The sequence below is a fragment of the Mesorhizobium sp. B3-1-6 genome (genome assembly GCF_006439555.1).
Classification (GTDB): domain Bacteria; phylum Pseudomonadota; class Alphaproteobacteria; order Rhizobiales; family Rhizobiaceae; genus Mesorhizobium.
In genome coordinates this window covers 1-14,127 of the sequence record NZ_VFTM01000001.1, presented here as the reverse complement: position 1 = coordinate 14,127, position 14,127 = coordinate 1, and the positions used below count along the sequence as shown (strand labels likewise).

Annotated in this window: 11 protein-coding genes and 1 pseudogene; 10 read left to right on the top strand and 2 right to left on the bottom strand. The window is 63.9% G+C overall.

Features of this window, described 5'->3' with window-relative positions; all coding sequences use genetic code 11:
• The first annotated feature begins 53 nt into the window (after positions 1-53).
• From FJ414_RS00065 to FJ414_RS00020, 10 genes and pseudogenes are all read left to right on the top strand, one after another.
• Positions 54-1,079 (top strand): sugar ABC transporter substrate-binding protein, encoded by a 1,026-nt coding sequence (locus FJ414_RS00065; RefSeq protein WP_140640028.1) that lies wholly within the window; start codon positions 54-56, stop codon positions 1,077-1,079.
• Between the two features lie 78 nt (positions 1,080-1,157).
• On the top strand, positions 1,158-3,281 hold the full coding sequence (locus FJ414_RS00060; protein WP_140640026.1) for an SMP-30/gluconolactonase/LRE family protein: 2,124 nt from the start codon (positions 1,158-1,160) through the stop codon (positions 3,279-3,281).
• Complete coding sequence (locus tag FJ414_RS00055) at positions 3,278-4,333, top strand: hypothetical protein (RefSeq protein WP_140640024.1); 1,056 nt, start codon at positions 3,278-3,280, stop codon at positions 4,331-4,333. Before FJ414_RS00060 ends, FJ414_RS00055 begins: the two co-directional genes overlap by 4 nt.
• Positions 4,333-5,829, top strand: a complete 1,497-nt coding sequence (locus tag FJ414_RS00050) for a sugar ABC transporter ATP-binding protein (RefSeq protein ID WP_140640022.1) — start codon at positions 4,333-4,335, stop codon at positions 5,827-5,829. Before FJ414_RS00055 ends, FJ414_RS00050 begins: the two co-directional genes overlap by 1 nt.
• Before the next feature lie 381 nt (positions 5,830-6,210).
• A complete protein-coding gene (locus tag FJ414_RS00045) occupies positions 6,211-6,618 on the top strand; it encodes a carboxymuconolactone decarboxylase family protein (protein ID WP_140640020.1) in 408 nt (135 codons plus the stop codon).
• A gap of 207 nt (positions 6,619-6,825) precedes the next feature.
• Positions 6,826-7,659 carry a metallophosphoesterase gene (locus FJ414_RS00040; RefSeq protein WP_140640018.1) on the top strand — a complete coding sequence of 278 codons (834 nt, stop codon included), beginning with the start codon at positions 6,826-6,828 and terminating at the stop codon, positions 7,657-7,659.
• Entirely contained in the window at positions 7,659-8,816 is a 1,158-nt protein-coding gene (locus tag FJ414_RS00035) for an ABC transporter ATP-binding protein (protein ID WP_140640016.1), read from the top strand. Before FJ414_RS00040 ends, FJ414_RS00035 begins: the two co-directional genes overlap by 1 nt.
• Positions 8,809-9,732, top strand: a pseudogene (locus FJ414_RS00030) (sugar ABC transporter permease). Before FJ414_RS00035 ends, FJ414_RS00030 begins: the two are co-directional and overlap by 8 nt.
• Positions 9,729-10,559: a carbohydrate ABC transporter permease gene (locus FJ414_RS00025; protein WP_140640014.1), complete on the top strand. Its 831-nt coding sequence runs from the start codon at positions 9,729-9,731 to the stop codon at positions 10,557-10,559. The pseudogene FJ414_RS00030 and the gene FJ414_RS00025 overlap by 4 nt, the downstream one beginning before the upstream one ends.
• A 23-nt stretch (positions 10,560-10,582) precedes the next feature.
• Positions 10,583-11,848 carry an ABC transporter substrate-binding protein gene (locus FJ414_RS00020; protein ID WP_140640012.1) on the top strand — a complete coding sequence of 422 codons (1,266 nt, stop codon included), beginning with the start codon at positions 10,583-10,585 and terminating at the stop codon, positions 11,846-11,848.
• Positions 11,849-11,901: 53 nt separating this feature from the next.
• Here the strand turns inward: FJ414_RS00020 and FJ414_RS00015 are convergent, their stop codons facing one another.
• Together FJ414_RS00015 and FJ414_RS00010 are read right to left on the bottom strand one after the other, a co-directional pair.
• Positions 11,902-12,789, bottom strand: coding sequence for an amidohydrolase (locus FJ414_RS00015; RefSeq protein ID WP_181181472.1), 888 nt, complete (start codon positions 12,787-12,789; stop codon positions 11,902-11,904).
• Positions 12,789-13,919: a VWA domain-containing protein gene (locus FJ414_RS00010; RefSeq protein ID WP_140640008.1), complete on the bottom strand. Its 1,131-nt coding sequence runs from the start codon at positions 13,917-13,919 to the stop codon at positions 12,789-12,791. Before FJ414_RS00010 ends, FJ414_RS00015 begins: the two co-directional genes overlap by 1 nt.
• Positions 13,920-14,127 lie beyond the last annotated feature (208 nt).

Sequence of the window (14,127 nt, the reverse complement as noted above, 5' to 3'; positions counted from 1 at the left end):
CGGAGCGATCGCGACGATCGGCCGGCAATGAAAACCGAACCAGAGGATGTGACATGAAACTACTCAGAACATTGATGGCCGCCGCCACGGCGCTAGCCGTTACCGCCTTCGTGGCGCCGAGCTTCGCCGCCGACGACCCGGGTCCGGCCGCCTATGCCAAGTCGCTCAACGGCAAGCGTGTCATGCTGGTGCCGCTGGCGATGGGCTTCGACCTGGCGCAGGGCTGGGCGCACTATCTGAAGAAGGAAGTCGAGGCCTGGGGCGGCACCTTCGAGACCCGTGACCCGAACTGGGTCGTGGATGCCGGCGCGCAGGCGATCACCGACGCCATCGCTTCGGACACGCGGCCTGACGTGCTCATCATCCATGCGCCCGACCTCAACTCCTATTCGAAGCTGATGAAGAAGGCGCAGGCCGCCGGCACCTATGTGCTGCTGGTCGACAATCCGGCCAACTTCCCGGCCGACGCCTTCGTCGGCAGCGACTGGGACAAGCTCGGCCAGCTCGAAGCCGAAGCGGCGATCAAGGGCTGCGGCGAGAATTCCTCCAAGAAGATCGGGCTGGTGCAGGGCGACCAGGCGAACTCCTCCAGCCTCTACCAGTATGCCGGCATCATGAAGGTGCTGGAGAAGCATCCCGACTTCCAGGTGGTGGCAAAGCCCGACTCGAACTGGGACGCGACCACCTCGCGCAACGTGACGACGACGATGCTGCAGCAGCACCCGGACATCTGCTCGATCATCGACTTCTGGGATGGCGACGCCACCGGCGCCTCGGCCGCGATCCGCGACGCCAAGCTCGACGGCAAGGTGTTCCTGGTCACCACCGGCGGCGGCGAGAAGGCGGCCGATTGCGACAAGCTCGTGGACGGCACCTATGGGGCCGTGGTGATGACCGATCTTGCCCGCCAGTCGGGCGACATGAACGCCGTCATCAAGTTCCTGCTGCAGAGCGGGCAGCCGGCGGGCACCTCGCACACCTATATCTACACGCTGGAGAAAGCGACGACCAAGGCCGACCTCAAGCCCGACAGCTGCTGGGACCTGAAGGCGCTGCAGGCCGAAGCGGCGGCGAAATAAGCAGCGCAGCCAGACAGCATCCGCGAGGTGGCCGGATCATTCCGGCCACCTCTTTCCCACTGATGACAGCAGCAGCCGATGAATTTTCGTGAACGCCTCCAGGCCTGGCGCTACAATCTCGTGCCCGACCATCTGGTCGGCGAGATCCTGACCAAACGCTGGACCGACAACGCCATACCTTTCCTGGCGCTGGTGGCGACGCTCAGCGTGTTCGGCTCGATCATTCCGGGCTTCTTCAAGCTCACCTCGCTGCAGGAATCGACCCGCCAGCTGGGCGAGTTCTCGCTGGTGGTCATCGGCATGACCGTGGTGATGCTGGGCGGCGGCATCGATCTTTCGGTCGGCTCGATCTTCGCGCTGTCCTGCTTCTCGGCCGTCTACGTCTTCTTCATTCTCGAACAGTCGATCTGGCTCGCATTGGCCGCGGCACTTTGCACGGGGCTCGTCTTCGGCGCCATCAATGGCTACCTGGTCGGCTATCTCAGGCTGCGCGCCTTCCTCACCACGCTGGTCACCTTCATTTTCGGGCGGGCGCTGTTCGACATCCTCGTCACCACATATGCCGCCGACGTGCAGCTTTCCCAGGCGAGCTCCGATGTGCTCGACTTCATCGGCGACGGCACGTTCTGGGGTCTGTCGGTCTCGGTCTGGCTGGCAATCGTCCTGGCCATCGTCACGCATATCGCGCTGACGCGATCGCGCCCCGGCTGGCATGTGCTGGCGGTCGGCGGCTCCCGGCGCTCGGCGCATAATGCCGGCATCCGGGTGCGCCGCACCGTGTTCATGACCTATGTTTTCTCCGGCTTCTGCGCCTCGATCGGCGGCTTCCTCATCGCCTGCCGGTTGAGCGGGGCGGGGCCGGGCACCGGCCTCAATCTCGAGATCATGGCGCTGACGGCAGCGGTGGTCGGCGGCGTCAGCCTGGGCGGCGGACGCGGCTCTGTGGTCAAGGGCCTGATGGGCGCCATCATCGTGCTTACCATGACCAACGGTCTGATCCGGCTGGGTTACGGCACCGGCACCAACCAGATGGTGCTCGGCATCCTGCTCGCGGTCGCCGTCACCATCGACATCCGCTGGCTGAAGAACCGCCACAAGGTGCTGAACGAGGTCTATGTCGCGCCAGTCTACCTCAAGATGGGTGAGACGCAATCAGCCGCGCCTGGTTCCGGCACGTCCTACGAACTCGACAACCGGCTCTCTGCCGCGGACCATATCGGGCTCGGCGAACTGGAAGGGCCGGAGGACGTGATCCTCGACCGCGACGACCATCTCTATTGCGGCACGCGCCATGGCGAGATCGTCCGCTTCTTCGCGCCTGACTATGTGAAGTCGGAAGTGTTTGCCCATATCGGCGGCTTCCCGCTGGGCCTGGCCTTCGACAAGGAAGGCAATCTGATCAGCTGCGTCGGCGCCATGGGGCTCTATTCGGTCTCGCCGGAGCGGGATGTGAAGCGCCTGTCGGCCGAGACGACGCGCTCCTGGACCTCGATCGTCGACGATGCGCGGCTGCGCGATCCCAACGATTGCGATATCGCGCCGGACGGCCGTATCTATTTCACCGATTCCACCAAGCGCTATGACGCCCACGATTGGGCCTTGGACTCGATCGAGAACCGCGCCACGGGCCGCCTTCTGGTCTACGACCCGAAGGACGGTTCGACCAAGACGCTGCTCGACGGCTATCGCTACACCAACGGCGTGTGCATGGCGCATGACGGCAAGTCTCTGTTCTTCGCCGAAAGCTGGGCCTGCCGCGTGCACCGCTACTGGCTGGAAGGACCGAAGGCCGGTACCGCCGAATGCGTCATCCGCGACATGCCGGGCTACGCCGACAACATCAACCGGGCCTCCGACGGCAATTACTGGATGGCCTGGCTCGGCATGCGCACCCCGAGCTTCGACCTGTCGCTGCGCCACCCTGATATGCGCAAGCGCATGACGCGGCGCCTGCCGCAGGACGAGTGGCTGTTCCCCAACATCAACACCGGCGGGGTGGTGAAGTTCAACGAGAAGGGCGGCATCGTCGAGACGCTCGGCGATCTTTCCGGCAACGCGCATCCGATGGTGACCTCGATGCGCGAGCACAAGGGTTATCTGTTCGTCGGCGGCATCCTCAACAATCGCATCGGGCGCTACAAGATCGCCGGCGCGGATCCGAACTGGACGAGCCCCGCTTCCTATTGGGGAGGCAAGCCATGATCCTCGATCCGATCCTGGATGTCTTCCGCGGCAAGGCGGTCACCATACCGCCGCTCGACGGCGCCTTCCGCCCGAACACGCGGCTGGACGACGCGCCGGCCTTCGCCGGGCTGATCGAACCGGACAATCTGGTGATTGCCGACGAGCGGCTACTCGCATCCAGCGGCAACGCCGTCCATTCGCTTGCCGGCGGAGCCGAGGCCGAGATTGTCGAGACCTTTCCGTCCCCCATCACCGCACTGGCGCAGTCGCCGTCAGGCGACCTGACGGTGGCGCTCGAAAGTGGCAAACTGCTGATTGGCGGCAAGGATGTTTCACTGCCGGCTGGCGTGCGCTGCATCACCGCGCTTGCCTATGCCAAGGATGGCACGCTCTGGTTGGCCAACGGCTCGGCCGAGCATGCGCCGTCGCAATGGGCCGCCGACCTGATGAAGAAGGGCGTGTCCGGCTCGCTCTGGAAGCGAGACCCAGCCGGCGGTGACTTCCGCAAAATGGCTGGTGATCTCGCTTTTCCCTATGGGCTCCATCCCGTCGGCAGCGATGTGCTGGTGAGCGAGAGCTGGCGTCATCAGCTCATCCGCTTCGATGGCGCGACCGGAAACCGTTCGACCGTATTGACGCATCTGCCCGGCTATCCCGCTCGCCTGTCGCCATCTGGCGACGGCGGAGCGTGGCTGACCCTGTTTGCGCCGCGCAACCGGCTGATCGAATTCGTGCTGCAGGAAACGCATTATCGCCAGGACATGATCGACCAGGTGCCGCCGGCCTACTGGATCGCGCCGGCGCTGGCCTCCAACCGCAGTTTTCTCGAGCCGCTGCAATGCGGCAGCATCCGCACCATGGGCATCCACAAGCCGTGGTCGCCCAGCCGCTCCTACGGGCTCGTCGTGAAGCTCGACCGGACCCTGCAGCCGCAATTCAGCCTGCACAGCCGCGCCAATGGCACGCGCCACGGCATATGCAGCGTTGCGGAACAGGACGGCCGCCTGTTCATCGCCTCGAAAGGCGGCGATTGCGTGCTTGCCGTCGCCCTCGCTTCGGGAGGTTTCTGATGGAACCGATCGTCCGTCTCGAAGACGTCACCAAAACTTATCGCGGCGTGCCGGCAGTGAAGAATGTCAGCTTCGATCTGAGGAAAGGCGAGATCCACGCGCTGCTCGGCGAGAACGGCGCCGGCAAGTCGACGCTGACCAAGATCATCGCCGGCGTCGTCGATGCCACCTCCGGCAAGATGTTCCACAAGGGCGTCGAGACGGCTTACGCCTCGCCGCATGCCGCGCTGGAAGCCGGCATTGCCATGGTGTTCCAGGAGACCAGCCTGGTGCCGTCGATGACGGTGGCGCAGAACCTTTATCTCGGCACCGAGAAATTCCTCAACCGGCTGCGCGGCACCTACATCTCGGCGCAGCAATTCCTGCAGTCGCTGAATTTTCAGGTCGATCCGAACGCGATGGTGGCGACGCTTGGCGCGGCCAAGCGGCAGATGGTCGAGATCGCGCGCGCCGTCCACCACAATGCCGAGATCATCATCTTCGACGAGCCGACGGCGACGCTGACGCCTGAGGAGAAGCGCCATTTCTTCGCGCTGATCCGCCGGCTGAAGGCGCGCGGCGTGTCGATCGTCTTCATCAGCCACGCGCTGGAAGAGGCGCTGATGATCGCCGACCGCATCACCATCCTGCGGGACGGCGAACTGGTGATCACCGACGAGACATCGGCCTTCGACCGCGACAGGATCGTCGCCGCCATGGTCGGGCGCTCGCTGTCGGGGCAGATCTACCGCCAGCGCGACGACACGAAATTGCGCAAGGCGGGCAAGAAAGTGCTCTCGGTGCAGGACATCTCGATGAGCAACATCGTGCGCAACAATTCCTTCTCGATCTTCGAGGGCCAGATCACCGGCGTGTTCGGGCTGATCGGCTCCGGCCGCACCGAGACCTTCAAGATCGTGTCGGGCATCTACAAGCGCGATTTTCGGCGCGGTGGCGCGATCGAGCTCGACGACAAGCCGGTGCGCTATCTCGTACCGAGCGAGGCGGTGGCCGACGGCATCGTCTACGTCACCGAGGACCGCAAGAGCGAAGGCATCTTCGAGACGATGGGCATCGCCGAGAACCTGTTCGGCGGGCTGCTCGCAGCGGGCCGCGAAAAGGCCTGGGTGATCAACCAGCAGGAGATGCGGCAGCTTTCCGCCGAATGGACCAAGACGCTAAACATCAAGGCGATCAACGACAATGCCCGCGTGGTCGAGCTTTCCGGCGGCAACCAGCAGAAGGTGGTGATCGGCAAGGGGCTTGTGCAGCAGCCGCGCATCGTCATCTTCGACGAGCCGACCCGCGGCGTCGATGTCGGCGCCATCGCCGAGATCCACCAGATCATCAACCGGCTGGCCGACGAAGGGCTCGCCGTCGTCGTCATCTCGTCCTACCTGCCGGAGATCATGAACCTTTCCGACCGCATCTTGGTCTGTCGCCAGGGCCGCATCGTCGAGGAGTTCTCGCCGGCGGAGGCGACGGAGGAGAAGATTATGTATGCGGCGGTGCACTAGGGTAGCAGGGGAATGGCCGACGATCGCACACCACGGGAGATTAGCCGAGGCGTCCGTCATTTCGTCATCCACGGGCGGAGCAAGGAGCGAAGCGACGCAGCGCAGACCCGAGGATCCATTCCGTGACTTTTAGGCGTCGCTACGGTCCAGAACTCTGCTCCGCTGCACCCTTCGTGCGAGGTCATGGCATGGATCCTCGGGTCTGCGCGCGTCGCTTCGCTCCTTGCTCCGCCCTAGAATGACGACGCTGAGGTGCTTCGGCCAATCTCCGCAGTCGCGTGCTTTCCCGCGCTAAAAACTAGCCGGACAAACTGCTTAGTCGTCTATGCGCAACCCTTGATTTAACGACCTCGACGGCGATTCAAACGAAAGGACCACACCATGGCCACTACAAAGCTGCTCACCGATGCCGAGGTCGACAAAATCCCGGCGGTGAAGGCCGTGTTCGACGATATCCGCGCGACGCGGAAATCCGACTTCGTCAACAATTTCTGGCGTGGGCTGGCCAACGATCCGGCGGCGCTGAAGCGGGTGTGGGAACAGCTCAAGGCGGTGATGGTCGCCGACAGCGCCATCGATCCGCTGACCAAGGAAATGATCTACATCGCGGTCTCAGTCGCCAATGGCTGTTCCTACTGCATCCACTCGCACACGGCCGCCGCGCGGGCCAAGGGCATGACCGACGCGCAACATGGCGAGCTGGTGTCGATCATCGGCCTGGCAGGGCAGACCAACCATCTGGTGACATCCCTGCAGATTCCAGTCGACCCGCAGTTCGAGGTGAAGTGAGTCGGGGGAGCGTCACGGCGTTTCCGTGTCGCTGCCAGCAAAAAAATATCGTCCGGCGGCGGCCGTTCGCGCATTTCACAGGCTTGTGTGCTTGAATCAAACTTTGCCCCGGCACTGTTAAGGAAGTGACATGTAACGGCACTAAGGAAGCCGCACGCGCAGTCGTTCGCCCTTGGTTTCCGGCACGGCTTTCGCGGCGGAGCCGTCATGAAAATCGTTCAGATCACCGATACCCATTTCAGCCCGACCAAGCCGCATTTCAACGGCAATTGGGAGCCGCTGGCCGACTGGATCGAGCAAAGCGGCGCCGATCTCGTCATCCACACCGGCGATCTGACCGTCGACGGAGCCGACAAGGATGACGACATCAGCTTCTGCATGGGGCTGATGCGGGAGATATCCAAACCCATGCTGCTGGTGCCCGGCAACCACGACGTCGGCCATCTGCCGGGTTCGCTGCAGCCGGTCGATGCGGCACGGCTGGAGCGCTGGCGCCGTCTGGCCGGTCCTGACTACTGGTCCGAGGATGCGGGAAACTCGCGGCTCATTGGGCTAAACAGCCAGGTGATGGGCTTCAACGATGCCGCGGAGGAAGCCCAGTTAGAATGGCTGTGGAAAACGCTGGAAAGCCGTGGCGGCCGCCGCGTCGCGATGTTTGCCCACAAGCCGCTTTTTGTCGACGATCCGGACGAAGGCGATACCGGCTATTGGAGCATCCGGCCGACCCAGCGCAGGCGTCTCTACGATCTGATCGCCGCCCACGACGTGGCCCTGCATGCGAGCGGCCACCTGCACTGGGCGTGGAAGGGCAAATACGCCGGCACCTCCCTGGTATGGGGGCCGTCCGCCGCCTTCATCGTCGACACCATGGAACGCAAGATGCCGGGCGAACAACTGATCGGCGCCGTCATGCATCATTTTGATGACGCGGTCGCGAGCGAGATCGTCGCCGTTCCCGGCATGACCCTTCATGTCCTCGATGACGTGGTCGAGGAAGTCTATCCGCACGAGGCCCACAAGGTCCGCAGGAAGGCTGGGTGATGGGCGTGCTGTCGCTGCGTGGCCTGAGCAAGGCCTTTGCCGGCAACGCCGTCCTGAATGGCGTCAGCCTCGATGCGGAACCCGGCGAATTCATCGCCCTGGTCGGCCCGTCGGGGTGCGGTAAAAGCACCTTGCTGCGTATTCTCGCGGGACTCGACCATGCCGATGCCGGTGAGATAATGGTCGGTGGCAAGGACATGTCGAACATTGCCGCGGCCAACCGGAACATCGCCATGGTGTTCCAGTCCTACGCGCTCTACCCGCATCTGACGGCTGGCCAGAACATCGCCGTCCCGCTTGCCATGAAGCGGCTGAGCCTCACGCAGCGCCTGCCGCTGATCGGCGCTTGGCTACCGGGCCAGGGGGAGATACGCGCCGGCATCGCGCGCGATGTGCGCGAGATGGCCGCCTTGCTGAAGATCGACCATCTGCTCGACCGCAAGCCCGGACAGATGTCTGGCGGGCAGAGGCAGCGCGTGGCGCTGGCGCGCGCGATGGTGCGCCATCCCAGCATCTTCCTCATGGACGAACCGCTTTCCAACCTGGATGCCAATCTGCGCGTCCATGCGCGTGGCGAGATCGTGGAATTGCACCGGCGCGCCGGTGTGCCAACGCTCTATGTGACGCATGACCAGGCCGAGGCGCTGTCGATGGCCGATCGCGTCGCCGTCATGATCGGCGGCCATCTGCTTCAGCTCGCCTCGCCTGAGACGATCTATAACGACCCCACCCATATCGAGGTCGCGCGGTTCGTCGGCCAGCCGAGGATCAACATCCTGCAGGCGATCGCCGAAAACGGTCGTGTCGACTTCGAAGGCATGCGGCTGGCTTTGCTGGAGAAGGTGGCGAACGGCCCGATCAGCCTCGGCATTCGCCCGGAATTCGTCAAGCTGTCCCCCAGCGGGCGGAGCGGCGTTGCCGGGCGGATTGAACGGCTGGAATTCCTCGGCTCGGAAGTCATTGCCCATTGCCGGCTCGACGTCTCCGGCGACAGCGTCATCGCCAAGCTGGCGCCGCAGGAGGCGAAGGACCTGATCGGTGGAATGCCGGTGGGCATCCTTCTGGCTCCTGAGCAGGCGATGGTCTTCGGGCCTGAGGGACGCCGGCTGCGCATCGCGGAAGTGGCTGGCGCACGGCAGGAGCCGGCCTATGTCTAGCGTCGCGCTGGCGGGCAATGTCCTAAGCGCCGCGGCACTGCGTGCGCGCAGCGAGGACCGGACCGCCTGGCTGCTGGCGCTGCCGGCGATCGTGCTGCTCTTCCTGTTCGTGCTGTTGCCGGTGGTTGCCGTCGTCTTTCTGGGCTTCTCCGATTTCGAGCTCGGCTACGGCAAATTCCGTATCGTCGGCTTCGAGAACTACGCGCATCTGTTCAGCGACCGCACCTTCCGAAAATCGCTGTGGAACACCACTCTCTACACCGCGATGGTCGCCCCGGTCTCGATCGCGCTCGGCTTGGGTGTCGCGCTTCTGATCGAAGGCGAATTGCGCGCGCGGGCTTTCTTCCGCACCGTCTACTTCCTGCCCGTGGCCTCGCTGATCGTCGCGATGGCAACCGTCTGGCAGTATATCTTCCATCCGACTATCGGGCCGCTCAACGCGCTGCTTTCGCTTGTCGGCATTCCCGGCCCGAACTGGCTCGGCGCCTCGAACACCGTCCTCTACAGCCTGTCGATCATCGGCGTCTGACAGTCGGTCGGCTTCAACATGGTGCTGTTCCTGGCCGGACTGACGGCGATCCCGCGCGAGCTCTATGCAGCGGCTGAAGTCGACGGCGCGAAATCGGCGCTCGACCGGTTCTTCCTGGTCACCTGGCCGATGCTCGGGCCGACGACGCTGTTCGTCGTCACCATCAGCATCACCAATGCGGTCAAGGTTTTCGAGACCGTGAAGATGCTGACTGACGGAGGCCCGAACAAGGCGTCCGAAGTGCTCCTCTTCACCATCTACCAGGAGGGCTTCGTCTATATGCGCGTCGGCTATGCGTCGGCGATGACGGTGGTTTTCCTGGCGATCCTCGTCGTTTTGATGTTCCTGCAGTATCGCGTCCTCGACCGGCGGGTGCACTACACATGACCAGCATCCCGGTCGGCCGCATCGTCCGCTTCACGCTGCTTTCGCTCGGAGCGCTGATGATTCTGGCGCCCTACATCTTCATGATTTCGACCGCCGGCAAGACGCAGAGCGACATCTTCACCGCGGCGCTTTCGCTGATCCCGCAGCATCCCTTCTTCGCTGAGAATTTCGCCAAGGCGCTGGAGAGGGTGCCAATGGCAATGCTGCTGTGGAACGGCATCGTCGTGTGCGGACTGATCTTCTTCTTCCAGGTCGCGGTCGCGATCCCTTGCGCCTACGCGATGGCCAAGCTGAAGTTTCGCGCGGCGCGCATGATGATGGTGCTGGTCATGCTCGGCCTTCTGGTTCCCATCCATGCGACCGCTCTGCCGCTCTATGTCGCGTTCGACCGCATGTCGCTGCTCAACAGCTACACCGCGCTGGTCGCTCCGTTCACGATCTCGGTGTTCGCGATCTTCATGTTCCTGCAATTCTTCCGCGCGATGCCCGACGACCTCATCCACGCGGCGCGGCTCGACGGCATGTCGGAGCTCGGCATCATCGCGCGCGTCATCGTGCCCAACGCCTGGCCGGCCGTCACCGCCTTCGCGATCTTTTCCGTCGTCGCGCACTGGAACGATCTCTACTGGCCGCTGATCGTCATCAGCAAGCAGGCCTACGCCACGCCGCCGCTCGGCCTGATGTACTTCCGCGCCGCGGAAGCGGGCGACGACTACGGCGCGCTGATGGCCGCGACGCTGATCATCACCCTTCCTCTCGTCGTCGCCTTCCTGCTCGCGCAGAAGCGCTTCGTCGAAGGCATCACCATGACCGGTCTCAAAGGCTGACCGGCCAACAAGGAGCACGAGCAATGAAGCATTTCTCCAGGATTATTGCCATGGCGGCGGTGTCGCTGGCATCGGCCCTTCCGGCCTATGCCGACACGACACTGACGGTCCACTATCCGATGCCCGGTTTCTTCAAGAACGTGATGGACACGATCTCGAAGAAGTTCATGGAAGAGAATCCCGACATCAAGATCCAGTTCGCCAGCCCGTCCGCGACCTATGAGGAAGGCATCCAGACCATTCTTCGTCAGGCCGGCACCGACGAGATGCCCGACATCACCTTCATCGGCCTCAATCGCCTGCGCATGCTCAACGAGCGCGACGTCGCCGTCGACCTCGGGCCGCTGGTGAAGAAGGACGGCAACATGGCCGAGCAAGGCTTCTCCGACACCATACTGAAGCTCGCGCAGGTGAACGGCAAGCAGATCGGGCTGGCCTTCGCCACCTCCAATCCGATCATGTATTACAACGCCGACCTGGTGAAGGCGGCCGGTGGCGATCCGGACAATCCGCCCAAGACCTGGGACGAGGTGATCGCCCTTGGCGGCAAGATCAAGGCGCTCGGCAACGGTGTCGACGGCATCGACTTCCGCTGGCAGGGCGATGATTGGATGTTCTCGGCGCTGCTGTTTGGCGCCGGGGGCAAGATGCTGAACGGCGACGAGAGCAAGGTCGCTTTCAACAGTCCAGAAGGCGAGAAGGCTGTCGAGCTTATCGAGCGGATGGTGAAGGACGGCGGCATGCCGGTCTTCACCAAGCCGGCGGGCGAGCAGGCTTTCGCGGCCGGCAAGGTCGGCTTCGAATTCCAGACCACAGGCGCGCTGGTCAACACGATCAAGAATGTCGGCGACAAGTTCACGCTGCGCACGGCCAAGATCCCGCTGATCGATCCGGTCAACGGCCATTTGCCGACCGGCGGCAATGCGGTGGTCATCCTGACCAAGGACACCGCGAAGCAGGAAGCCGCCTGGAAGTTCGCCAAGTTCGCCGCCGGCCCGTACGGCGCGTCGGTGGTGGTGCCCGGCACCGGCTATGTCCCCAACAACGAACTCGCCGCGAAATCACCTGATTATCTCGGCGATTTCTACAAGAAGAACCCGCTGTTCCAGGCCGGCCTCAGCCAGATGCCGCTGATGGTTCCGTGGTACGCCTTCCCCGGCACCAACGGAGTCAAGGTGACGCAGACCATCGTCGACAATCTGTCCCGCATCGTCGACCAGTCGGCGACGCCGAAGGAAGCGCTTGCCGACGCCGCGAGCGACGTCGAAGGCATGTTGCCGACGCAATAACTGCTTGCTCCGCAAGCCGTCGCGCCTACCCGGCGCGGCGGCTTTCCGAAGCGCTATACCGGCCGGTAAACCTTCTCCGCCGTGTTCCAGAAGATGTCCGCCTCGGCCTTGGCGCCGTGTCCGGCAACCGCAGCGCGGTGCGCCTTGATCAGTTCGGCATGGCTGGTCCACAGCTTTTCGATCGGGAAGTTCGAGCCGAACATCAGCCGGTCGCTGCCGAGGATATCGATGGCGTTGTCGACGATATAGGCGATGAGCTCCGGGTCGTTGCGGTGAACGAAAGTGCCGAGCCCCGAGAGCTTGGCGTAGAAATTGGGCGCCGCCGAAAGCGTGCGGAGGCCCGCCTTCCATGCTTCGGTCGTTTCCTCACCCATGCCGGTCAGCATGCCAGCATGGGTGAGGATGAAATTCGTCTGTGGGTTTTCGCCGACCAGCCTCAGCCCATCTTTCATCTGCGCCGGGAAAAGCTGCAGGTCGAATGAGAGGCCGTAGTCCTTCAGCCGTGCCACGTTGGCGCGCACCTTGGGATCGATCACCTGGTCGGCGGAGGCGGCGAAGCGGAAGGCTTGCGTTTCGTGCCAGTGGAGCTGCATGCGCACGCCGCGCAGCAGCTTGTATTTCATCAGCCGGTCGATTTGCGGGCGGACGTCGTCGACCGTCATGTCGGCATAGCCGACGATGGCGTGCGGCCAGCCGGTTTCGTCGGCGGTCTTCTGCAGGAAGGCGACCTCTCTTTCGAAATCCTCCTTGGCCCAGTTGGTCTGGACATAGACGGCTTTCTCGACGCCCGAGCCTTTCTGGTCTTCGAGGAACTCCGTGATCGGATAGTCGCGTCGGATCGGCTCGTAGGGGCCGAAGATGCGCGGCACCATCGGGCCGACCAGCCAGGGCTGATCCTTCTGGCGCCAGATGTGGAAATGCGCGTCGATGGCTTTCTGCATCACGATACCCTTTTCCAGATGACTGAAGCCGCAGGCGCAGGACGGGCGAGCGACAGGATGAAATCGGTCAGGCTGCCCACCGACGAGCCGTCGACCAGATCGTCGAGCATCGGCAGAATGGCGCCGAGTGCCGCCGTCGCCGGGCGAAAGCGCGGATCGCCGGCGAGCGGGCTCGCCAGCGACAGCCGGAAGGCGCGGGCGCTGAACCGGCGCATCGCGGTTTCGAGGTCGGAATGGTCGCCGCGTTCCAGTCCGTCGGACAGGATGACGACGCAGGCGCCGCGCGCGAAGGCGGAGAAGCGCGGCACCGACAGGAAGGCAAGCAAAGTCGGCCCCATGCGCGTGCCGCCGTCCCAATCGTCGACGAGCCCTGCAGCGCGCGCTAACGCTTGCTCGCGGCCGCGGATGCGCAGCGCCGAGGTGATGCGGGTGAGGCGGGTACCGAAGGTGAAGACTTCGGCACGGTCCGCGCCTTGAACGGCCGCGTGGGCGAGCTTGAGATAGTCGGCGGTGTGCTGCTTCATCGAGCCGGAGACGTCGATGAGCAAAAGCAGCTTGCGGGGCACGGTCTGGCGACGACGCAGCTGCGGCGCGGGGATGTCGCCGTCGGCGCTGACGATTTCGCTGAGCGAGCGGCGGAGATCGAGCGTGCCGCGCGAGCGGGTGTGCGCGGTGCGAAAGGAACGGCGCGCGGGCAGGGCGCATGCGAGCCTGCGGCGGAACTGGTCATCGGCGCCGCGCCGGAAATCGCGGCTGCTCAGTTGTTCAAGCGCCGAGGACAGTTCGCCACCTTTCTCATGGCGGGCGATCTGTTTCTCTTCCTCGCGCGTGCCGCGATCATCCTTGACGCGGGTCTCATCGTCCTCTTCGCCTTCGACCGTGGGCTTGGCGTCGCCGTAGAAATAGCCGCGGAAATGCGCCTCGAATTCGTCGTGGCGATCGGGCGAGGGGGCCAGTGTTGCAAGGGCGGCCTCGCGGATGTCGTTCATCGAGCGCGGGCCGAGCAGGGTGACCGCTTGCATGAAGCTGGTCACCTGTTCCGGCGCGACGGCGAAGGCGTGGCGACGCAGCAGGCGGGCGAAGCCCAGAAAAGGCGCAGCGGCACGAGGCAAGCTTTCCCCACGCATCATTCCTTCGCGCCCCCCTCTGTCCTGCCGGACATCTCCCCCACGAGGGGGGAGATTAGCAGCGTTGGCGCGCCGCTCAATTCTGTCAGGCTGAAGATTGGCGAAAGCCGGCGCGACATCTGATCTCCCCCCTTGTGGGGGAGATGTCCGGCAGGACAGAGGGGGGCGCTGTCCCGCCAGCGCTGAGAGATAGGCGCGCAATGCCGATTGC

Coding starts and splice junctions, on each gene's coding strand:
- FJ414_RS00040 (WP_140640018.1), top strand. CDS start 6,826: ATGAAAATCGTTCAGATCACCGATACCCATTTCAGCCCGACCAAGCCG.
- FJ414_RS00065 (WP_140640028.1), top strand. CDS start 54: ATGAAACTACTCAGAACATTGATGGCCGCCGCCACGGCGCTAGCCGTT.
- FJ414_RS00060 (WP_140640026.1), top strand. CDS start 1,158: ATGAATTTTCGTGAACGCCTCCAGGCCTGGCGCTACAATCTCGTGCCC.
- FJ414_RS00015 (WP_181181472.1), bottom strand. CDS start 12,789: ATGCAGAAAGCCATCGACGCGCATTTCCACATCTGGCGCCAGAAGGAT.
- FJ414_RS00010 (WP_140640008.1), bottom strand. CDS start 13,919: ATGATGCGTGGGGAAAGCTTGCCTCGTGCCGCTGCGCCTTTTCTGGGC.
- FJ414_RS00055 (WP_140640024.1), top strand. CDS start 3,278: ATGATCCTCGATCCGATCCTGGATGTCTTCCGCGGCAAGGCGGTCACC.
- FJ414_RS00035 (WP_140640016.1), top strand. CDS start 7,659: ATGGGCGTGCTGTCGCTGCGTGGCCTGAGCAAGGCCTTTGCCGGCAAC.
- FJ414_RS00050 (WP_140640022.1), top strand. CDS start 4,333: ATGGAACCGATCGTCCGTCTCGAAGACGTCACCAAAACTTATCGCGGC.
- FJ414_RS00045 (WP_140640020.1), top strand. CDS start 6,211: ATGGCCACTACAAAGCTGCTCACCGATGCCGAGGTCGACAAAATCCCG.
- FJ414_RS00025 (WP_140640014.1), top strand. CDS start 9,729: ATGACCAGCATCCCGGTCGGCCGCATCGTCCGCTTCACGCTGCTTTCG.
- FJ414_RS00020 (WP_140640012.1), top strand. CDS start 10,583: ATGAAGCATTTCTCCAGGATTATTGCCATGGCGGCGGTGTCGCTGGCA.